General features: G+C 66.3%; 20 protein-coding genes. 8 read left to right on the top strand and 12 right to left on the bottom strand.

Annotated features, from left to right (window positions below; all coding sequences use genetic code 11):
* Positions 1 to 3: 3 nt before the first annotated feature.
* From BRAO375_RS26810 to BRAO375_RS26790, 6 genes are all read right to left on the bottom strand, one after another.
* Positions 4 to 273: a hypothetical protein gene (locus BRAO375_RS26810; protein ID WP_009030573.1), complete on the bottom strand. Its 270-nt coding sequence runs from the start codon at positions 271 to 273 to the stop codon at positions 4 to 6.
* Positions 266 to 466 (bottom strand): hypothetical protein, encoded by a 201-nt coding sequence (locus BRAO375_RS36575; protein WP_009030572.1) that lies wholly within the window; start codon positions 464 to 466, stop codon positions 266 to 268. Before BRAO375_RS36575 ends, BRAO375_RS26810 begins: the two co-directional genes overlap by 8 nt.
* Before the next feature lie 76 nt (positions 467 to 542).
* Positions 543 to 800, bottom strand: a complete 258-nt coding sequence (locus BRAO375_RS26805) for a hypothetical protein (RefSeq protein WP_009030571.1) — start codon at positions 798 to 800, stop codon at positions 543 to 545.
* Positions 793 to 2208, bottom strand: coding sequence for a radical SAM protein (locus BRAO375_RS26800; protein ID WP_009030570.1), 1416 nt, complete (start codon positions 2206 to 2208; stop codon positions 793 to 795). Before BRAO375_RS26800 ends, BRAO375_RS26805 begins: the two co-directional genes overlap by 8 nt.
* A complete protein-coding gene (locus tag BRAO375_RS26795; RefSeq protein WP_009030569.1) occupies positions 2189 to 2908 on the bottom strand; it encodes a prolipoprotein diacylglyceryl transferase in 720 nt (239 codons plus the stop codon). The genes BRAO375_RS26800 and BRAO375_RS26795 overlap by 20 nt, the downstream gene beginning before the upstream one ends.
* Before the next feature lie 80 nt (positions 2909 to 2988).
* Positions 2989 to 3750, bottom strand: coding sequence for a Crp/Fnr family transcriptional regulator (locus BRAO375_RS26790; protein WP_009030568.1), 762 nt, complete (start codon positions 3748 to 3750; stop codon positions 2989 to 2991).
* Between the two features lie 167 nt (positions 3751 to 3917).
* Between BRAO375_RS26790 and BRAO375_RS26785 the strand changes: the two genes are divergently transcribed.
* Positions 3918 to 4292 carry a response regulator gene (locus tag BRAO375_RS26785; RefSeq protein ID WP_009030567.1) on the top strand — a complete coding sequence of 125 codons (375 nt, stop codon included), beginning with the start codon at positions 3918 to 3920 and terminating at the stop codon, positions 4290 to 4292.
* Between the two features lie 42 nt (positions 4293 to 4334).
* Here the strand turns inward: BRAO375_RS26785 and BRAO375_RS26780 are convergent, their stop codons facing one another.
* Positions 4335 to 5906, bottom strand: a complete 1572-nt coding sequence (locus BRAO375_RS26780; protein WP_009030566.1) for an alkaline phosphatase D family protein — start codon at positions 5904 to 5906, stop codon at positions 4335 to 4337.
* A 148-nt stretch (positions 5907 to 6054) separates the two neighbouring features.
* Positions 6055 to 7401 (bottom strand): TAXI family TRAP transporter solute-binding subunit, encoded by a 1347-nt coding sequence (locus tag BRAO375_RS26775; RefSeq protein WP_009030565.1) that lies wholly within the window; start codon positions 7399 to 7401, stop codon positions 6055 to 6057.
* Positions 7402 to 7790: 389 nt separating this feature from the next.
* On the opposite strand from BRAO375_RS26775, the gene BRAO375_RS26770 reads away from it, so the two are divergent.
* Positions 7791 to 8093 carry a 4a-hydroxytetrahydrobiopterin dehydratase gene (locus BRAO375_RS26770; RefSeq protein WP_009030564.1) on the top strand — a complete coding sequence of 101 codons (303 nt, stop codon included), beginning with the start codon at positions 7791 to 7793 and terminating at the stop codon, positions 8091 to 8093.
* 113 nt (positions 8094 to 8206) lie between these two features.
* Positions 8207 to 8614 carry a YkvA family protein gene (locus BRAO375_RS26765; RefSeq protein WP_035642416.1) on the top strand — a complete coding sequence of 136 codons (408 nt, stop codon included), beginning with the start codon at positions 8207 to 8209 and terminating at the stop codon, positions 8612 to 8614.
* Positions 8615 to 8740: 126 nt separating this feature from the next.
* On the opposite strand, the gene BRAO375_RS26760 is transcribed toward BRAO375_RS26765, so the two are convergent.
* The 3 genes from BRAO375_RS26760 to BRAO375_RS26750 all read right to left on the bottom strand — a co-directional run bounded on the left by BRAO375_RS26760 (position 8741) and on the right by BRAO375_RS26750 (position 12521).
* Positions 8741 to 9916 (bottom strand): TAXI family TRAP transporter solute-binding subunit, encoded by a 1176-nt coding sequence (locus BRAO375_RS26760; RefSeq protein WP_009030562.1) that lies wholly within the window; start codon positions 9914 to 9916, stop codon positions 8741 to 8743.
* A 145-nt stretch (positions 9917 to 10061) separates the two neighbouring features.
* Positions 10062 to 11051 (bottom strand): hypothetical protein, encoded by a 990-nt coding sequence (locus BRAO375_RS26755; RefSeq protein WP_035642425.1) that lies wholly within the window; start codon positions 11049 to 11051, stop codon positions 10062 to 10064.
* 495 nt (positions 11052 to 11546) lie between these two features.
* The gene (locus BRAO375_RS26750; RefSeq protein WP_009030560.1) at positions 11547 to 12521 is read right to left on the bottom strand and encodes an NADPH:quinone oxidoreductase family protein; all 975 of its coding nucleotides are present in this window, start codon (positions 12519 to 12521) and stop codon (positions 11547 to 11549) included.
* A gap of 349 nt (positions 12522 to 12870) precedes the next feature.
* Here BRAO375_RS26750 and BRAO375_RS26745 point away from each other — a divergent pair, with 349 nt between their 5' ends.
* From BRAO375_RS26745 to argG, 5 genes are all read left to right on the top strand, one after another.
* On the top strand, positions 12871 to 13497 hold the full coding sequence (locus BRAO375_RS26745) for an invasion associated locus B family protein (protein ID WP_009030559.1): 627 nt from the start codon (positions 12871 to 12873) through the stop codon (positions 13495 to 13497).
* Between the two features lie 116 nt (positions 13498 to 13613).
* A complete protein-coding gene (gene rlmN, locus BRAO375_RS26740) occupies positions 13614 to 14825 on the top strand; it encodes a dual-specificity RNA methyltransferase RlmN (protein ID WP_009030558.1) in 1212 nt (403 codons plus the stop codon).
* 166 nt (positions 14826 to 14991) lie between these two features.
* Positions 14992 to 15474 (top strand): hypothetical protein, encoded by a 483-nt coding sequence (locus BRAO375_RS26735; protein WP_009030557.1) that lies wholly within the window; start codon positions 14992 to 14994, stop codon positions 15472 to 15474.
* Positions 15475 to 15519: 45 nt separating this feature from the next.
* The gene (locus BRAO375_RS26730; RefSeq protein WP_009030556.1) at positions 15520 to 16299 is read left to right on the top strand and encodes a phosphatase PAP2 family protein; all 780 of its coding nucleotides are present in this window, start codon (positions 15520 to 15522) and stop codon (positions 16297 to 16299) included.
* A 101-nt stretch (positions 16300 to 16400) separates the two neighbouring features.
* On the top strand, positions 16401 to 17747 hold the full coding sequence (gene argG, locus BRAO375_RS26725; RefSeq protein WP_009030555.1) for an argininosuccinate synthase: 1347 nt from the start codon (positions 16401 to 16403) through the stop codon (positions 17745 to 17747).
* A gap of 243 nt (positions 17748 to 17990) precedes the next feature.
* On the opposite strand, the gene BRAO375_RS26720 is transcribed toward argG, so the two are convergent.
* Positions 17991 to 19028 (bottom strand): OmpA family protein, encoded by a 1038-nt coding sequence (locus BRAO375_RS26720; RefSeq protein ID WP_175345369.1) that lies wholly within the window; start codon positions 19026 to 19028, stop codon positions 17991 to 17993.
* Positions 19029 to 19438 lie beyond the last annotated feature (410 nt).

Genomic DNA, 19438 nt, shown 5'->3' with positions numbered 1-19438 from the left:
GTCTCAGCCCCAACGGCGGTACACCGCCCACGCGATCCTCGCGAGCCCAACGAGGGCTGCCAAAGCGAGAAGCGCCCCGGGGCCGAAAAAGCCGCCGAACTCATTCCATTCGCGGCGCATGAAGGCCATGGTGCAGCCGAACGGAAAGGCCAGGCCCAAGCCTGTGAGGATCGCTCCCACCGTGGCAACCAGGCTGGCAGGCTCTCGCGCCCGGCGCACCTCCTCCAGGAAGGGCGACAGCGGCGGACGGCGGTTGAACGGATCATCATCCATGGCGGCGCGGTATCACCAGGCGAATCGCGAAGCAGACGAGAAGCGGGCCGATTGCGGCCGCCCCCAACAGAATTCCCTCGACCACACGGTCGGGACTCGACGCACGCAACGTATAGGACAATCCTATCAGGGCCGGCGCCGACAGCACCAGCCCGGCGAGCGGCATCAGCAGCGCGAACGCAGGGCGAAGCACCGACAGTGGCGACTTCGCGAGTAAGCCGTCAACCTTCGAAACGGGCGAACGCTGACCCGCCTCATGCCTGCTGTGCTCACCGCCGCCACGCCTTGATGATCAGCGCAAGACCGCCCGCGCCGATGGCGAGACCCAGGCCGACCCACCCGGTCAACTCCGACGGCCAACGCTTCTCCTGCAGGCCGAGATAGCCGAAGACTGCGGCGCAGGCGCCGGGGAGCAGCAGGATGACGCCGATCAGGAACAGCAACGCCGTCATGCAGCCACTGCGCAGCTCGCGTTGCTGCTCGGGTCCGTCGGGCCAGGACGGAATCTTGTCCTCGGGATCACTCATGCCCGGCCCCCGCCAACCGCGCGCGGATGCCGTCAATGGCACCGTTGCGGTAGAACAGGTTGTAGGTGTCGAACGGGATGATCTCGCCGCGCTCGGTGACGAAATGGATGCAGGAGCGCTTGACGTTGCCGACGCAGAAATTGAACCGGTCGAGAAACTGCACGATGGTCACCCGAAACACGTGCTCGTAGCCGAGATTGTCGGGCACTTGGACGGATGGCAGGCAGCAGAGGAATTCGGCGACGCGCTCGCTGGTGTTGAGCGGCCCCGACGACAGCGAGAACAGCTCGACGAATTTGTCCCGCAGCACCGGGTATTTCTCCGGGCTGATCGTATTCGGCATGACCGACAGCAATTCGTCCTGCGGCACCATCGCGGTCAGCGGCAGCACGGTGGTGCCGTTGCGCAGGCCATAGCCGATCGAGATGCTCTCGGGATTGCAGGGCAGCGGGATCATATCCTGCTCGCCGAACACGCCGGTCTCGACCACGCGGCGGCGGATCTCCGACAGCATGATGCGGTCGGTCTGCTTGTTGAAGTCGGCGTTGCGGCCGGCGTCCTGCACCGGCTGCAAGGTGACGCCGCGCACGCACCTCCATTGCAGCGCATGACGGACGATGTCGCCGATCTCGTCGTCATTGACGCCGCGCTTGATGGTCGCGACCAAGGTGGTCGAGATGCCCTGATGCTCGAGATTTTCCAGCGCCTGCTGACGGATGCGGCGCAGGTCGGCGCCGCGGATGTTGGTGAGGCCGGCGCGCGACAGCGAGTCGAACTGCAGATACACTTCGAGCCCGCGCTTGGTCTCCGCGAGCTTCGCGACAAAGTCCGGCTCGCGGGCGATGCGCAGGCCGTTGGTGTTGATCATGACGTGGCGGATCGGCCGGGCACGCACGGCGGCGAGGATGTCGAAGAACTGCGGATGCAGCGTCGGCTCACCGCCGGAGATCTGCACCAGGTCCGGCTCGCCCTCGCTCTTCACCAGCGCATCCAGCATCCGCTCGACGGTGGCGAGCGGCGTAAAATGGGCGCGTTGCGGCGAGGACTCGGCGAAGCACACCGGGCAAGTGAGGTTGCAGTGGTCGGTGATCTCGATCAGCGCCAGGCAGGAATGCTGCTCGTGGTCCGGGCACAGGCCGCAGTCATAGGGACAGCCATAGTCGGTGCGGCGCTGGAAGCTGAGCGGGGTGTCGCCCGGCTTGATGAAGGACTTGCAGCGGCGCCAATAGGCAGCGTCGTCTGACACCAGCGTCGACTGCACGCCGTGCTGCTTGCAGCGCTTCTCGTACCAGACCTCGTTGTCGAGGATCTGGATCTTGGTCGGCACCAGGTCGAGGCAGGTCTCGCAAAGCGATTGCGTCTGACCCCAGAACACATAGGGACGTGACTTACGCAGCGGCGCGTTCATGCAGGACCTTCGCTTGCGGCGCCGTCGCCAACATGGCCGCGGCGTAAACGGCGATGGCGAGCGACAGCAGGTGAAACAGGGTGAAGGGACCGGTCACCGGCCCATAGGGCTTCAGGAATTCCCAGCCGAAGCGCTGCAGTCCGTAGACGAGCAGCGCGAGATAGAAGCCATTGGCGATGATGGCGGCGTTTCGCGTGAGCACCGCGACAATGTAGATCACCGCAAAGGCCGCCATGGTCAGGCTCTCGTACAGCTGGACCGGATGGCGCAGAATACCGTCGCCGAAGTCATGTCCCCAGGGCAAGGTCGTCGGCGTGCCGTAGGTGAAATCATCGAGCCCGGCGAGATAGCAGCCGATGCGGCCGACGGCGATTCCGATCGCCAGCGGCAGCGCGAAGCGGGCCCCGGTGCGCAAGACGATGCCGAGCCGCCACTTGTAGAGCTCGACGGCGACGATGCCACCGGCGAGCGCGCCCTCGACCGAGCGCGCCAGCCCGGTCACGCCGGACAGCCACAGATTCAGCGTGCCGAACAGATAGGCGCCGACGCCTGCACCAAACACCAGCGCGGCGACATAGGGCCATTCGGTCGACTGCTTCGGAAAGCGCACGCCGGCGATGCGCGTGAGCCACCAGCCGGCCATCCCGGCGCTGAGCCAGGCGACGACGTCGAAGATCGCGTGCAGAGCAGCGCCGTCCATGGCTGACCGAGAACGTCCTTCATCCGGTTGCAACCGGACTATGGCAAGTTCCCACGGTCAAAGGCAATGACGGGTTCGTATCAGCCCACCGCGGCCTGCTCGGTCGGGTAGACGCCGCGCAGCACCTCCTCGAAATGCGTCTTCACCGCCTCGTTGCACAGGCAGGAGCGCTGCTTCAGGGCGTCGAAGTCGCGGACCATGAAGGCGCCGCGCCGGGTATCGAGGATACCTTCGGCTCTGAACGTCTGCACGACGCGGCTGACATAGCTGCGCCCGACGCCGAGCAAGGTCGCGAGTTGCTCATGCGTCAGCGGCACGATCGGCTCGCCATCGGTGCGGTCCATGGCCGCGACGATCCACTTCGCCGTGCGCTGCTCGATCGAATGGATGGCGTTGCAGGCGGTCGACTGAAACACCTGCGCCAGCATGCAATCGGCGTAGCGCGCGAACACGTTGCGCAACGTCTTCGATTGCAGCTTCGCTGCGGCCAGCCGCGACAATGGCAGCCGCGCGAATGGCCCGCCGAACTTCACGACGATGCGCGTATAGGCCGGCAGGAAGCCCTCGCTGACGATCCCGCCGACCGCGCCCTCGCGGCCGACCAGAATGGTCTCCACATCGCGGCCGTCCTCGTTGGGCACGAGATAGGAAGTCAGCGACGGGCCACAGGGAAAGTGCACGATCTGCACGTCGTCGCCGGGGCGATACAAGAGCTCGTTCGGCGCCGCCTGGTCCTCGACCAGATAGGGCGCGATCAGCGCGTAGTCGGCGGGGCTGAGCCGGCGCAGCAGGTTGTTGTAGGGCCGTTCTCGTGCAAGCGTCGTCACACCTTGGCTCAGCATCGTGGTCCCCCGCGCTACGCATATGCGTGATCTGTGCCCCTTGTGTTCACAAGTGCACCGACACAGGAACTCAGATATGATGGCTTCGGTTCCAGGAACCCGCCAGCGTGCTTGCGACGAGACGCCGGCTGCGGGAGCCAGCTTTCATCTTGGAACCCGCAGATCACATGACCAGCTCGCAACTTGGCGTGCCCGAGCTCTACCAGCATGTGCTGGTCGTCGAAGACGACCCGATCATCGCGCTCGGACTGGAAGACACCATCACCGACCTCGGCGTGGCCGATGTCCGGGTCGCGGCCAATGTAGCCATGGCGCTTGCCATGATCGAGGAACGCGCTCCTGAATTCGCGCTGCTCGACGTCGGCCTGGTGCGCGAAAAGAGCTTCGCGATCGCCGAGCGGCTGAGCACGCTCGGCATCCCCTTCGCATTCTCGACCGGCTACGGCGCAGACGGCGTGCCGGCAGCCTACTCGGACCGGCCGCGCCTGCCGAAACCCTGCCCCACCGACGCGCTAGCGGCAGTGCTGCGGCGGCGCGATTAGTTGCCGCCGCAGTCGGCCCGTCTGCTGACAGCCGACGAAGCGTCAGCCGAGCTTCGGATCGAGCGTCGTCGACCACAGCGCGACGTCGGCGCGATCGCGCAAGGTGACGGTCATCTGGCCGCTCGCGCCGTCGATCTTGACGTGGCCGAAGAACTGCATCCCGGCCGACGGCGGCAGGTTCTGCTTGTCGAGGCCGGGCGCCTTGATGAACCGCACCTCGGGCCCGAAGGTGTTGTCGAGCTCGTTCGGACCGAACGTGCCGGCGTGGAGCGGGCCTGAGACGAACTCCCAGAACGGCTCGAAGTCCTGGAATTGCGCCTTGTTGGGATCGTAGTAGTGCGCCGCTGCGTAGTGAACGTCCGCCGTCAGCCACACCGTGTTCTGAATCGGTGCCGCCTTGATGAAGCGCAGGATCTCGGCGATCTCCAGCTCGCGGCCGCGGGCCGGACCGTCACCTTGCGCAATCGCCTCCGAGCCCTTCTTGTTGGCCGCATCATCATAGACAATGATGCTGAGCGGCATGTCGGAGGCGATCACCTTCCAGGTCGCGCGCGAGTTGAGCAGCGCCTGCTTGAGCCAGCGCATCTGCTCCGGCCCGATGAAGTAGGACGCCGGGCCATATTTGTCCTCGAGGTTGGGGCCATTGGCGCCGCGATAGCTGCGCTCGTCGAGCACGAACACGTCGAGATGCGGGCCGTAGTTGATGGTGCGATACACCCGGCCCGGCTCCACGATGCTTTCGCGCATCGGATACATCTCGTGGAAGGCGCGCGCCGCGCGCGCGGCGAGCAGCTGGATGTTGCGCTCCTTGTAGGCCGCCGGCAGATCCTTGGAGGCCGACCAGTTGTTGGTGACCTCATGGTCGTCCCACTGCACGAAGATCGGCACCTCGGCATTGAAGGCGCGGACGTTCTGGTCGAGGAAATTGTACTTGTGGGCGGCGCGGAATTCGTCGAGCGTCTCGGCGACCTTGGCCTTCTCCTCGATCGTGAGGTTCTTCCAGACCTTGTTGTCCGGCAGCTTGACCTCGGACTTGATCGGACCGTCGGCATAGATCGTGTCGCCGGAATGCAGGAAGAAGTCCGGGCGGTGCTTCTTCATGGTCGCGAAAGTGAACATGCCGCCATCGTCGGGGTTGATGCCCCAGCCCTGGCCGGCGACGTCGCCACCCCAGACGAACGAGACGTCGCGCTTGCTGCCCGGCGCGGTACGGAAGCGGCCGACCACCGGCTCGCTCTCGACGGCGGTGTGCGAGAGATCGCGGAACTTGACGCGATAGAAGATGTCCTGGCCGCTCGGCAGATTGTCGAGCAGCAGCTTGGCGGTGAAGTCGCTCTCCGGCAGCGCCGCGATCGGCGGCAGCGCGCGGGCGTCCTTGAACGATTCGGTGGTGGCGACCTCGACCAGCATCTGCGACGGACGATCGGCGCGCGCCCATACCACGCCGCCGTCCATGCTGACGTCACCCGACTGCACACCGTGGGTGATCTGCGGGCGGTCGGCCGCCCGGCTCAGATAGGGCATCGAAAGCGTCGCAACGCCGGCGCCGGCGGCGGTCGACAGGAAGCGGCGGCGGGACAGTTTGAGATGCGGGCGAGGAACGTGAATGGTCATGCGAATCTCCTGGGCGATGGCGCGCAACGAGCGCTGCCACGTCGCCCGGAGACCTAGAAAAGATTGATGACGTTGGAATTACACGGCGCTCCGAAGCGTCCGAGGACCGGCAGACTCCAGGCGAGGCGTGAAACGAGGTGAGGTCGCCTCAAGTGCCGGCGGCGCGCAACTGCGCGCCCGTGCGCTGCAGGTTGGCCGGCATGCTCATCAGGATCAGCTTGCGGTCGGCGACCGCATTGTGGAACTGCTCGAGCGCGATGTTGAAGGCGGTGAGCGCGGCATGCTCGATCGCGCCGTCCTCGAAACAGGTCAGCGTGTTGCGCAGGATCTCGTCGGCCTCGGCCTGCAGTTGGTCGAGCTCATCGGTCGAGTCGCTCTTGCGCGCGATCGTGATCATCTCCAGCAGGCGGTCGCGCAACGAGGTGTTGATGGTCCGCTCGTCACGCTTGAGATAGCCGGCGAACCAGGCGCCGGCCGAGCCCATCGCCGACAGCGCCATCAGGCCCCACCAGATGTAGTCGCTGTAGCGGTCGAGGAAGGTCTTCTCCTCGCCGTCGACGAAGGCCGCCGCGCCGGGATGAGCGGGAATCGCGGCATCCTTGTCGGTGTCGGGCGTCTCGATCTTGGCCGCCAGCGGGAATTCCGACAGCAACTGCTGACGCACCGAGAACAGCTGGTGCGTGAACGCCGACACGGTCGAATCCGCCAGGCCTTTGCGCGCGACGATGTGGTGGTTGAAGCTGATCGTCTTGACCTCGTCCTCCGGACGATCGGGCGAGCCGCCGAACGCGCCGGCCGGAATCTCGGCGGCCTCGTATTCGGGATGGTTCTGCGCGATGGCCTCGGCGGAATCGATCGCAAGGAACGTCGGCGTGCCGCCCTCCTTGGTGGCGGCGGCGATCGCATCGGCGGTGATCTTGCTGTTGACCGGGCCGGCGGCAAGGAAGACGTCCGCCTTCTGGTTGCGAACGGCTTCGGCCGCCTCGGAGATGGGGAATTGCACGATCTCCACCTTGCCGGCATCGACGCCGTACTGGTGCAGAATCACCTTCAGGAGGTTGGCGTTGGCGGGCGTCCGCCCGATGATGCCGACCTTATGGCCCGCAAGCTGGGAGATCTTGGTGATCTTGGCGGCGCCCTTCTTGCCCTTGCCCTTGGCGGACGAGGGCACCCAGAGCACGGCGACGTTCTTGCGCAGGGTCGCGACCGCCTGCGCGTTCTTCGGCACCTCGAGATCGCCGCGCACGATGGCGAGATCGACCCTGCCGGTCGCCAGCGCCTGTGCGCTTTCGCCGGCGCCCTCGGTCGGCACCGGCCGCAGCCGGACATAGGAATGGGATTGCGAAAAGGCCTGAGTCAGGGCCTGGACGACCTTGAGGTCGTCGCTGTTGGGCGGTCCGACGGCGATCTTCAGCACCACCGGACGCATGGCGAAATAATAGGCGCCCGCCAGCGCGCCGATGATCGCGAGGATCCCGGCGATGACGATGAACACGGCAGGGCGCATCTGCGAGCGCTGCGCTGGCGTGGTCTGCGGGTCTGCCAGGTCCGATCCTCCGGTGATCCGATCGCCTGGGAGCGGCGCCACGCGCAGCTCCGTTGGGCCTCGTCCTTCGCTAGGCCGAAACTGTAGCAAATTTCTTGTCCGCCCGGGGTGACATCTGCGTCATGGTTACCGGGGGCCAAGTACGCGATGAACCGGGCGGTTGCATGGCCCGACTGCGTCGACTTTGTCTCAAGGCTCTGATCCGGATCATGTTTCTGCTAATCTCGCAGCACGATCGGGGTCCCGCTCCCCGAGCAGGTGCCCGTAGACATCCGGATAGGTTGGGGTCGGGCCGGCGCACCGGCGAGACGAAGATGCGTTGAACAGGAGATTCAGAGATGGTGGAGCGACTGTCGGCCGAGGCACGTGCCAACGCCCTCCGCAGCCTTTCGGGCTGGTCCGAGCTCGGTGGCCGGGAGGCCATCACCCGCACCTTTACCTTCCGGGACTTCAACGAAGCGTTCGGCTTCATGACCCGGGTCGCCCTCATCGCCGAGAAGCGCGATCATCATCCGGAGTGGCGCAACGTCTATCGCACCGTCGAGGTGGTGCTCGCCACCCACGACGCCGGCGGCGTGACCCTGCTCGACATCGAGCTGGCGCGGGCGATGGACAGGATCGCGGCGGCGGGCAGCGCCTGACGATCTTGCGCGCCAGTCTGCGAGCTCACGGCGTCTTGCAGCGCAGGACGCCGTCCCCACATGACGGCAGGATGACCGCGCAGGCGGCGTCCGCCTCGGTGGGGAGATCGCACATGGTGTCGGATTCGACCGATTACAGCGTTGGCTTCGAGCCGGCCGACCGGTTGGCGCGGGATCGTGACAGCGTGCGCCGGCGCTTCTGGATCAAGTTCAAGCAGGTCGTGGCCCGGATCCCGTTCGCCGAGGACCTGCTTGCCGCCTATTATTGCGCCTTCGACAAGGAGACCCCGCGGCATGTGCAAGTCGCGCTGCTTGGCGCCCTCGCCTATTTCATCCTGCCATTCGACTTTCTGCCCGACGTGATGCCGGTCCTCGGCTTCACCGACGACGCCGCAGTGCTTGCAACGGCGATCCGATTGGTCGCTTCGCACATCACGCCGGATCATCATGCAGCGGCCAAGGCGGCGCTGGCGCGGCTCCATGACAATGCGGACGCCGATCTGAGCGAGGACGGCGGCTGACAGCACCACGGTCACGCCCGCAGCCAGGTGCTGGGTCTTGGTGAGACGCGATCGTCAGCAACGACAAACGAAAAGCCCTGCGTGAGCAGGGCTTTTCCACCTAGGGGCATAGGACGGATCGTCGGCTCAGCGCTGGCCGCGCGCCTGGGCGCGGGCGTTGCCAGTCTTCTCGGCCTCCCAGGCCTGGTATTGCTTGAACAGAGCCTCGCGATCCGCCTCGCTCGGCAGCGACCTGCCGGCGCTGCTCTGCTTCAGGAAGTCGTCGAAGCGGTCGCGCTGGGCGCCTTCCATTGCATGGGTCTCCAGCCATTTGCTGGCGGCCGGCAGCCGCTGCCAGCCGGCGAGCGGCGCCGACAGCGACACTTCCTTCCACTTCGGATGGAAGGGCGGGTTCTGGAACGCCGGGAACTTGGTGAAGAAGGCGTCGACGAAGGTCGCGAGCTTGCGGTAGCGGTCGGTGTTCGGCGCCCAGTTATAGGCGGCGAGCACGGCCGGGACGGCGATCGTGTCGACCTTCTCGCCCTCGGCGATCAGATTGGGATAGTCCTTGGCGGTCAGCGTCGCCGGCAGATAGTCGGTCTGCAGCGGGCGGTCGTAATCGACGTTGACGAGATGGAAGCGGCCGTCGTTCACGAAGGTGCTGACGGATTTGTAGGGCTTGCCGCCGACCACGATGACGGCGTCGAGCTCGCCCCGCTTCAGCTTCTCCATTGCGATGCGCTGCTCGATGTAGAGGAAGTTCGCGCGCAGGCCCAGGCGTTCGAACACGGTCAGCGCCGTCACGAAGGTGCCGCCGTTCGGCAGGTCGACGCTGACCCGGCGGCCTTCGAGGTCGCGCAGATTGCGCACGGCGCGCGGCGCGATGACCTGCATTTCCTCGTTGTACAGCTTGGTGACGTAGGTGAACTGCTTCTTGATGTCCTTGGCGAAGCCCTTGCGCTCGAGATAATCGAGCGTGTCGGCGCGGACGACGCCGAGATCGACGCCCTGCAGGAACAGAATGTCGGCGACGCTCTGCACCGAGCCGCGGCCGACGATCGGCAGCACACGCAGGCTGTTGCCGTCATCGAGCAACGAGGCGAGGTCGGCGCCGAACTGCACATAGGTGCCGCCGATGGTGCCGGTGATCAGGGTGACCGTGTTGGCGTTGAGCGCCTGCTTGGTCTGCACCGAGCCGAACTGGAAGATCGCCTTCAGGCTGTCGCTGACCTTGGCGGGATCGAACTCGCCATCCTCGGCGTGGGCAGAAAATCCGCACGCAACCATCATTGCGGCCAAAGCCGCTCCAATCAAACGTCGCATGTGTCCCCTCGATTGAGCTGGCACATGATCGCGGGTCGAAACGCGCGCTGCGCCAGCTGATCCCCGGCGTTGCCCATGACCGACTCGAAAATCATGCGTGAAACAAAAAAATGAAACGTGGCGGCATTCCTGCCGTCACGTGCGTTCAATTCTGCAGCTGATCGAGCCGGCGCTGCGCTTCGCCGGAGCCGAGCTGGGCGGCGCGGCGGTACCAGTTCCGTGCCGCGGCCGGATCGGCGTTGATGTTGCGGATGTCCTTGGTTCCCAGCACGTGGGGATCGTAGGTCTGCGCCAGCATCAGCGCCGCTGCCGGCTCCTGCGCTTCGGCCGCGCGCTCGAGCAGCAGGCGGGCGGAGGGAATGTCCCCCGCCGCGAGCAGGCCCTTGGCGCGCTTCATGATGCCGGCCAGCTCATCCGGATCAAGACGGCGCGCCTGGGCGGGCGGCGGTGCGGCCGTGACGGAGCCCAAGCCGGGGGTCACGATCGCGGCGCCGGCGCCCGGAGAGGTCATCGACGGCGGCGTCATCGCCGGAGGCGCCGTGGCCACGCTCGGCGCGGGCGGCACAGGCTGAGTCGGAACGCGGTTCTGCAGCGCTGTCTGGTAGGCGTTGGCGATGTCATCGCGGCTCGGCGTCACGGCGGCCATCTGCACCGGCGGCGCCGCGACCGGCTGCGGCTCCGGCGTGACGCGCGCGGGCTCGTTCAGCTGCATGTCGCGCGCGGTCAGCTGGGTGGCGCTTGGCTGCGGCGGAGCGGTCGGGTCCGGCGCGGAGCCGACCATCGATGCCTTGGCGCTGGCGATCAAGTCGCGCGTCGCATCCGACGTGACCAGCGCGAACAGCACCGCCACGCCTGCGGCGGCAACCACCGCAAGCAGAATTCGGGAGGAGACCGACGTCCGCCGCGCCCGCACCGGCCACTGGTCGTCGAACTCCGTGCTCTCGATCTGATGGCCGGCCTCATATTCGGAGAGGAACATCGGCATCGATTCGTCGTTGGGGTAGTGATCCTGAGCGGACCGTCCGAACCGATAGGTTTGCGGACGCTCCTGAGGGGTCTCATCCGGGAATGGTCTGAACTCAGGACCGGTTGATGATCTGTCGTCGAACCGTCCGCGCGTCGTCCGCTCAGCCATGGCCTTCATCCCCATCTCACTTCACGCAACATACATCTTGGTCCCGAGCCCGTCAGAAGCTCGAGACGCGTCAAGATTGCTAGAGGCACCCCACTGCCGACAACTAATTGACTAATTGAATCCGACTAAAAGTGGACGAGACCCGGCACGATTCTGGAAATAATTTGATCTGATTGTGGCGATCTAAGAGCGCGGTTGCATGGCAGCAAACCAGGAAACGTCGAGATAACAACGCGCAAGCTCAGTCGTTAACCTTGCCACAATGTGGCTGAGTTGCGTTAACTATGAAATGCTCGTTTTCGGATTTTCTGCTTCAGGTTGCGGCGCCCTGGGAATCGTCAGCGGCATTTTTCGCCGAACGTGCGACTTCCTCGCAACATTTTTGCGCATCCCGGACCTGGGTCTCTCACGATCCGACCGCGCGCCAGACTGGCACGATCCGCAACTTGAAGGCCTCGGAACTGACTCAGTCCAAGGCCTCCTTGGTGAACCGCGTCAGGGATGCAGGATCACCTTGCCCATGGCCTGACGGCCGGCGAGCACCTTGAGCGCCTCGGCGGTCTGCGCCAGCGGGAAGGTGCGGTCGACATGCGACGACAGCTTGCCTTCAGCGGTCCACTGCACGAGCTTCTCGAGGTTGGCGCGGTTCTTGGCCGGATTGAGCCGGGTCCAGGCGCCCCAGAACACACCGCGGATGTCACAGCCCTTCAGCAGCGCGAGATTGAGCGGCATCTTCGGGATGTCGCCGGCGGCGAAGCCGATCACCAGGAAACGGCCTTCCCAGGCGATCGAGCGCAGCGCCGCCTCGGCATAGCTGCCGCCGACGGGATCGAAGATGATGTCGGCGCCCTTGCCGTCGGTCAGCCGGCGCAGGCCTTCCTTCAGATCCTCCTTGGCGTAGTTCAAGGTCAGCGTCGCGCCGTGCTGCTTGGCGAACGCCAGCTTCTCGTCCGACGAGGCGCAGGCAATGACCTTCAGCCCCATCAGCTTGCCGAGCTCGCACGCCGCGAGGCCGGTGCCGCCGGCAGCGCCCAGCACGGCCAGCGTCTCGCCGGGCTTCGGGCTGGCGCGATCCTCGAGCGCATGCAGCGCCGTGCCGTAGATGATGATAATGCCGGCGGCACGATCGAAATCGAGGTTGTCCGGAATCTTGACGATGGACGCCGCCGGAAGCGCGATCTTCTGCCGTGCGCCGTTGTGCCCGCAAGAGGCCACCACGCGATCGCCGACCTTCAGGTCGGTCACGCCGTCGCCGATGCTCTCGATGACACCGGCGACCTCCGCGCCCGGTGAGAACGGGAATGGCGGCTTGATCTGGTACTTGCCCTGGATCATCAGGATGTCGAAGAAGTTCAGCGCCGCCGCCTTGATCGCGATCACCGCCTCGCCCGGGCCGGCCACCGGATCGGGCACGTCAGCAAGAACGAGATCGTCGGGCTGACAGAACTGCGAGCAGAGAATGGCTTTCACGGGCGCGCTCCTTGTTGTGTTGTCCGGATCGTGCCCGGCTTTTGCAACGTCATGCCGGATTTACGTTCCCGCGACAATCGGCAAGGCGCCGGCCGCGACGCGTGGCCGCCTGCAAATACCGCCTCTCGGAACAGCATGGCGATCGACCCCGGGTCGGCCAGGCTGATCTCGACACCAGGAACCGCGCGGATGACCACGGTCGCGTTCGGCGGAACGGATCAGCTGTGCACAGCAGAGGCTTTGCAAGCGCAGACTGAGCCGCTATCCCTCGCCGCGGGCCGTCTGCGAATCCGGGCCATGTTCCAGTCACAATGTTGGTGGACGAGATCGCGGGGGACTTAGCTTAATCATGTTGTTTTTGCGATTGTCGACAGCGCTGGCGGCCGGCGCACTCATGCTCGGTGCGTCGAGCCTGGCCCAGGCCCAGACGGCTGCGCCGAAGGCGCCACCCAAGGCTGCGCCTGCGCCACAGCCGAAGGCCGCGCCCAAGGCCGACGCCAAGCCGGCCGTGCCGAGCATCGGTGGCGCGGAACCGACCTTGATCGGCCAGTACGGTGGATGGGGCGCCTACACGGCGATGCCCGGCGGCAAGAAGGTCTGCTTCGCGCTGGCCAAGCCGGCCTCCTCCAAGACCAACCCCGCCAACCGCCCGCGTGATCCGGCCTATGCCTTCGTCTCGACCCGGCCTTCCGAGAAGGTGTTCAACGAGGTGTCGATCATGATCGGCTACGCGCTCAAGCCCGGCGCCGACGGTTCGCTCGATGTCGGCGGTGCGTCCTATGCGATGTACGCCCAGGGGGACGGGCTCTGGATCAAGAACGCGGCCGAGGAGGAGCGCATGGTCGAGGCCCTGCGCAAGGCACCGGAGGCCGTGGTCAAGGGCGTCTCCGCCAAGGGCACCGAGACCACGGACGTGTTCTCGCTGAAGGGCCTTGCCCAGGCGCTCGATCGGATCGCCCAGGATTGCCGCCGCTGAGCGGCCTGCCAATACCGCCTGTGGTCATCCGGGTCGCATTCGGCGGCCGGACTGCTATATACAGCCGTTGAAAGCCTCCGGCCGCAGCGGCCGGGCAGCATTTTGGGCCCCTGGACATGGCAACGACTGCCGGGCTGCGCGACACCGCCGCGCCCCTCGAAAAGACGCCGCTCGAAACCTATGTGCCGCCGGCGAAGCCGTCGCTGATCGGGCTGTCGCGCGCGGAGCTGGCGGCCAGGCTCGGCGACATCGGCGTGCCGGAGCGGCAGCAGAAGATGCGGGTGCAGCAGCTGTGGCATTGGCTCTACTTCCGCGGCGCCCAATCCTTTGACGAGATGACCTCGGTCTCGAAGGACACGCGCAGCGGTCTGGCCGAGCGCTTCACGGTCGACCGCCCCGAGGTCGTGGCCGAGCAGATCTCCAATGACGGCACCCGCAAATGGCTGCTGCGGCTGCCGAGCGGCGACGGTCTGCAGAAGGCGCATGAGGTCGAGTGCGTCTACATTCCGGAGACGGACCGTGGCACGCTGTGCGTCTCGTCGCAGGTCGGCTGCACGCTCAACTGTTCGTTCTGCCATACCGGGACCCAGCGGTTGGTGCGCAACCTCACCGCCGGCGAGATCGTCGGCCAGATCATGGTGGCGCGCGACCGGTTGAATGACTGGGCGGATCGCGAGACGCCGCACGGCAACCGCCTCATCACCAACATCGTGATGATGGGCATGGGCGAGCCGCTATATAACTTCGACGCGGTGCGCGACGCGCTGCTGATCGTGTCCGACAATGAAGGCATCGGCATCTCCCGCCGCCGCATCACCCTGTCGACGTCAGGCGTGGTGCCGAACATCAGGCGGGCTGGCGAGGAGATCGGCGTGGCGTTGGCGATCTCCCTGCACGCGGTGCGCGACGAGTTGCGCAACGAGCTGGTGCCGCTGAACCGGAAGTATCCGATCGCCGAGCTGCTGCAGGCCTGCCGCGACTATCCCGGCGCGTCCAACGCGCGGCGCATCACCTTCGAATATGTGATGCTGAAGGGCGTCAACGATTCGCTCGACGACGCCAAGCTGCTGGTCAAGCTGCTGAAGGGCATTCCGGCCAAGATCAACCTGATCCCGTTCAATCCATGGCCGGGCTCGGCCTATGAATGCTCGGACTGGGAGCAGATCGAGAAGTTCTCCGAATATGTCTTCAACGCCGGCTATTCCTCGCCAGTGCGGACCCCGCGCGGCCGCGACATCCTCGCCGCCTGCGGCCAGTTGAAGTCGGAGACCGAGAAGCTGTCCGCCCGCGAGCGCCAGGCGCTGCGCGCGATGGCGATGACGGATTGATGATTGTTCGCGCCTGCATCTCCGAGCACCATCGTCATGCCCGGGCTTGACCCGGGCATCCATCACTCTTCGCCGAAAATGTTTTTGAGAGATGGATGGCCGGGTCAAGCCCGGCCATGACGAGTGGGGAGAGCGGGGTCCTCCTCGTCTACTATGGGTTTAAGCCATGGCGCTGATCGGCCGGCTCATCGTGATCGCGTTCGCCTTCGTGCTCGCATCATTTGTCGCGGGCCTTGTCGTCGTGACCGCGATCCTGATCCCGGAATTCTCCGACATCGGCTTCGGCCCGATCGACCAGAGCGCACTTCAGGTCGTCATCGGCTTCGGCTTCATCTTCGTGTCCGGCTTCGCGCTGATCCCCGCGCTGCTCATTGCGCTCATCACCGAGGCGTTCTCGATCCGCAGCGTGCTCGCCTACGCAATCGGCGGCGGCATCGTCGGCGCCGCCTGCTATCTCGGCCTGATTCCGTTCGATCCCGACACCTTGCGCTTCGACGGCATCGACCGCCGCCAGCTCGAGATCCTGACCGGCGCCGGCATTCTCGGCGGCCTCATCTACTGGCTGGTCGCCGGCCGCAATGCGGGCCGGTGGCGCGAATCACCGCCGCGACTGCCGCCGCCCCCGCTCCCGGCCGGATCGTCGCGCTGAGGTGCCGCCTTTCCATCGCCATCCGCTTTCGCTAAACCGCGCGCCATGAACCGCAACGGCCTCTTCATCGCATTGTCGCTCGCGCTCGTCATCGGCGTGCTGTTCGGCGTCTATCCCGAGCTCGACCTCAAGCTCGCCGCGCTGTTCTACGATCCGCACACGCGCAGCTTCCCGCTGAAGCTCGACGGCACCGCCGCCTTCGCGCGCGACGCGGCGATGTGGGTCGCCTGGGGCCTCGCGCTGCCCTCGATCGTCGCGCTGGTAGTGAAGCTGATCCGGCCGGACCGGCCGCTGCTGATCAAGGGCCGCACCATCGCCTTCCTGCTGTTGACGCTGTCGCTCTCGGCTGGTGTGCTGACCAACTTCACGTTCAAATCCTATTGGGGCCGGCCACGCCCGGTGGTGGTGACCGAGTTCGGCGGCGACATGCAGTTCGTGCCGTGGTGGGATCCGCGCGGCGGCTGCGGCCGCAACTGCTCGTTCTTCTCCGGCGAGGGGGCCACGGCATTCTGGACGCTTGCCCCGGCCGCACTGACGCCGCCGGCGGTCCGGCCGGTCGCCTATGCCGCCGCCGTGCTGTTCGGCCTGGCCACGTCGGTCCTGCGCATGGCGTTCGGCGGCCATTTCTTCACCGACATTTCCGCCGCCGGCCTCGTCACCTTCCTCGTGATCTGGATGGCGCATGGCTACATCTACCGCTGGCCGTCGACGCGCCTGACCGATGCCGGCATCGATGCCGCGCTGACCCGCTTCGCCATGCCGGGCTTCCGCCTGATGCGCCGCCTGTTCGGCCGCCGCCAGCCGGACACCAGCCCCGCGGCCTGAGCGCGGCCCAGCCCCATTAATCGCGTGCCCAGCGGGGCGAAATCTGCTATCCGCGCGCGAATTTCCGAACGTTACGGCCATCAACACCGGTTGGACTCCCCATGACCACGATCCTCAAAGGCCTTCCCAAGGGCGAGAAAGTCGGCATCGCCTTCTCCGGCGGCCTGGACACCAGCGCCGCGCTGCTCTGGATGAAGCAGAAGGGCGCGCGCTGCTTCGCCTACACCGCCAATCTCGGCCAGCCCGACGAGTCCGACTATGACGAGATCCCGCGCAAGGCGATGAGCTTCGGCGCCGAGAAGGCGCGCCTGGTCGATTGCCGCACCCAGCTGGTGCACGAGGGCATCGCGGCGATCCAGTCCGGCGCCTTCCACATCTCGACGGGAGGGGCGACCTACTTCAACACCACGCCGCTCGGCCGCGCCGTCACCGGCACGATGCTGGTGGCCGCGATGAAGGAGGACGGCGTCAACATCTGGGGCGACGGCTCGACCTACAAGGGCAACGACATCGAGCGGTTCTACCGCTACGGCCTGCTGACCAACCCGAACCTCAAGATCTACAAGCCCTGGCTCGACCAACAGTTCATCGACGAGCTCGGCGGCCGCGCCGAGATGTCGGCGTTCCTGACCGCCAACGGCTTCAACTACAAAATGAGCGCCGAGAAGGCGTATTCGACCGACAGCAATCTGCTCGGCGCCACCCATGAGGCGAAGGATCTCGAGAGCCTGAGCAGCGGCATCCGCATCGTCAACCCGATCATGGGCGTACCGTTCTGGCGCCAGGACTGCGCGGTGAAGCCCGAGACCGTCGTGGTGCGCTTCGAGGAGGGCCAGCCGGTCGCGCTCAACGGCCAGACCTTCACCGATCCGGTCGCGCTGTTCCTGGAGGCCAATGCGATCGGCGGCCGCCATGGCCTGGGCATGTGCGACCAGATCGAGAACCGCATCATCGAGGCCAAGAGCCGCGGCATCTACGAGGCACCGGGCATGGCGCTCTTGCACATCGCCTATGAGCGGCTGCTGACCGGCATCCACAACGAGGATACGATCGAGCAGTACCGCATCAACGGCCTGCGCCTCGGCCGCCTGCTCTATCAGGGCCGCTGGTTCGACTCGCAGGCTTTGATGCTGCGCGAGACTGCGCAGCGCTGGGTCGCCAGCGCCATCACCGGCGAGGTCACGCTCGAGCTGCGCCGCGGCAACGACTATTCGCTGCTCAACACCGAGAGTCCGAACCTCAGCTATCAGCCGGAGCGGCTGAGTATGGAGAAGGTCGAGGACGCCGCTTTCACGCCCGCCGACCGCATCGGCCAGCTGACCATGCGCAACCTCGACATCACCGACACCCGCGCCAAGCTGAAGCTCTATTCGGACACCGGGCTGCTGTCGGGCGCGGACGGCGCGCAGATCTTCCAGCTCGGCCACGACAAGGGCGACAAGAGCTGAGCTCATCGTCTCGGAGCGGGACGCGCACCACATTCTCCGGCGTCGTCCCGGCGAACGCCGGGACCCATAACCACCGCGTTAAGTGGTGAGAGCGGGCTGGAGCTCCAGCCATCACGGAACTAGACCCGGTGAGTATGGGTCCCGGCTCAAGGCCGGGACGACACCGAATATGACGTGGCAGGTTGCCATCAACAAAATGGCCGGGATCGCTCCCGGCCATTTTTCATTTCTGTTAGTCGCACCTCACCGCGGCGGCGCCACGCCCGGAGGCGGTGGCGGTAGCGCCGCTTGCCCGCCATTCAGCAGCGGCGTGATGCGGCGGACCGTGACGCGGCGGTTGATGCGGCTCGGTCCCTGGGTCTGCTCCTTCAGGTACTGCTCGCCATAGCCCTGCGAGGTCAGGTTCTCCGCGGGCACGCCGAACTGCTGCGTCATCAGCGTGGCGACCGATTCGGCACGGCGATCGGAGAGCGACAGATTGTCGGTCTCGTTGCCGACCGCGTCGGTGTGACCCTCGATCAGGAAGACCTCGCGCGGATTGCGCTGGATCGCCTGGTTGAGGCCGTCGGCGATGACCTGCAGCTTCGCCACCTGGTCAGGGCCGATCTCCCACGATCCCGTCTCGAAGGTGATCGTGTTGAGATCGATCGACGGCATCAGCTGACGCACCGAGGGTGAGTAGCGGACTTCGTCGAGCGAGTAGCGCCGCTGCACGCGCTCCACCGGAGGCGCGACGAGCGTGTCGTAGATGACATCCGGCGGCGCCTCCTCGGCGTCGACGATGTAGCGGTTGTAGGGGATGCGGATCTCTGGCGGCGGCAGATCGACGTAGAAGCCGCCGACCGCCTGGGGATCGCGGTAGGTGTTGTCGATGATGATGATCTCGCGGCCGCCGATGTCGCGGCGGATGCGCCGCAGCAGCCGTCCGTCGGGCCCGGTGATCGTGACGATCTGGCTGCCATCCGGACGGATCACCACGGTGCGGGTCTCGCCGCGATCCTCACGCAGCACGCGGATGTCGCGGGCCCCGTAGCGGAAGCGCTCGAGTTCGTCGTGGCGCACGAACGCCTGACCGCTGGGATCGCGCACGATGACGCGGCCCGGCTCGTAGATCACGGTCCGGCCGCCCTCCTGCACCTCGCGGCGCTGAGCGCGGAAGTCGTCGAGCCGCTGCGGTCCCTGCATCGGCGCGCCGGGAGCGATCGGCGTGAGTTGCTGAGGCGTCGGCGGCGGCGGAGCCGGAATCGGCGCAGCCACCTGCGGCGGCGGACGGTTCGACATCGCCGGGGGACCGGCGGGCGGCACGGCGCCTGGGCCCGCTTGCGGCGCACCAGGTCCAGCGTTCGGTCCCGCTGCAGGAGCACCAGGTCCCGGACCCGCGCCACCGGGACCAGGTCCCGCGACGGGCGGAGGTCCGCCGGGAGCGCCCGGAGGCGTGCCGGGGCGGCCGCCCGGCGGCGGATTGCCGGCAACGGGAGGCGTACCCGGCGCAGGCGTCTGGGCTGCAGGAGGCGTTGCTGGTGAGGGCGACGGCGGCGTGCCCGGCGCTGGGGTCACCGTTCCGGCCGGAGGCGTGGGTGCGCCACGCGGCGGCGGTCCACCCGGCTGGGCGCCCGGAGGCGGCCCACCGGCGCCTGGCCGGCCCGGTCGCGGCTCGGCACCCGGAGGCGGCGGGGTTTGGCCCGGAGACG

Source organism: Bradyrhizobium sp. ORS 375, from assembly GCF_000239775.1.
Lineage (GTDB): Bacteria > Pseudomonadota > Alphaproteobacteria > Rhizobiales > Xanthobacteraceae > Bradyrhizobium.
This window is presented reverse-complemented; position numbering and strand designations above follow the sequence as displayed.

Coding starts and splice junctions, on each gene's coding strand:
- BRAO375_RS26810 (WP_009030573.1), bottom strand. CDS start 273: ATGGATGATGATCCGTTCAACCGCCGTCCGCCGCTGTCGCCCTTCCTG.
- BRAO375_RS26805 (WP_009030571.1), bottom strand. CDS start 800: ATGAGTGATCCCGAGGACAAGATTCCGTCCTGGCCCGACGGACCCGAG.
- BRAO375_RS26800 (WP_009030570.1), bottom strand. CDS start 2,208: ATGAACGCGCCGCTGCGTAAGTCACGTCCCTATGTGTTCTGGGGTCAG.
- BRAO375_RS26795 (WP_009030569.1), bottom strand. CDS start 2,908: ATGGACGGCGCTGCTCTGCACGCGATCTTCGACGTCGTCGCCTGGCTC.
- BRAO375_RS26790 (WP_009030568.1), bottom strand. CDS start 3,750: ATGCTGAGCCAAGGTGTGACGACGCTTGCACGAGAACGGCCCTACAAC.
- BRAO375_RS26785 (WP_009030567.1), top strand. CDS start 3,918: ATGACCAGCTCGCAACTTGGCGTGCCCGAGCTCTACCAGCATGTGCTG.
- BRAO375_RS26780 (WP_009030566.1), bottom strand. CDS start 5,906: ATGACCATTCACGTTCCTCGCCCGCATCTCAAACTGTCCCGCCGCCGC.
- BRAO375_RS26770 (WP_009030564.1), top strand. CDS start 7,791: ATGGTGGAGCGACTGTCGGCCGAGGCACGTGCCAACGCCCTCCGCAGC.
- BRAO375_RS26765 (WP_035642416.1), top strand. CDS start 8,207: ATGGTGTCGGATTCGACCGATTACAGCGTTGGCTTCGAGCCGGCCGAC.
- BRAO375_RS26760 (WP_009030562.1), bottom strand. CDS start 9,916: ATGCGACGTTTGATTGGAGCGGCTTTGGCCGCAATGATGGTTGCGTGC.
- BRAO375_RS26755 (WP_035642425.1), bottom strand. CDS start 11,051: ATGGCTGAGCGGACGACGCGCGGACGGTTCGACGACAGATCATCAACC.
- BRAO375_RS26745 (WP_009030559.1), top strand. CDS start 12,871: ATGTTGTTTTTGCGATTGTCGACAGCGCTGGCGGCCGGCGCACTCATG.
- rlmN (WP_009030558.1), top strand. CDS start 13,614: ATGGCAACGACTGCCGGGCTGCGCGACACCGCCGCGCCCCTCGAAAAG.
- BRAO375_RS26735 (WP_009030557.1), top strand. CDS start 14,992: ATGGCGCTGATCGGCCGGCTCATCGTGATCGCGTTCGCCTTCGTGCTC.
- BRAO375_RS26730 (WP_009030556.1), top strand. CDS start 15,520: ATGAACCGCAACGGCCTCTTCATCGCATTGTCGCTCGCGCTCGTCATC.
- argG (WP_009030555.1), top strand. CDS start 16,401: ATGACCACGATCCTCAAAGGCCTTCCCAAGGGCGAGAAAGTCGGCATC.
- BRAO375_RS26720 (WP_175345369.1), bottom strand. CDS start 19,028: ATGTCGAACCGTCCGCCGCCGCAGGTGGCTGCGCCGATTCCGGCTCCG.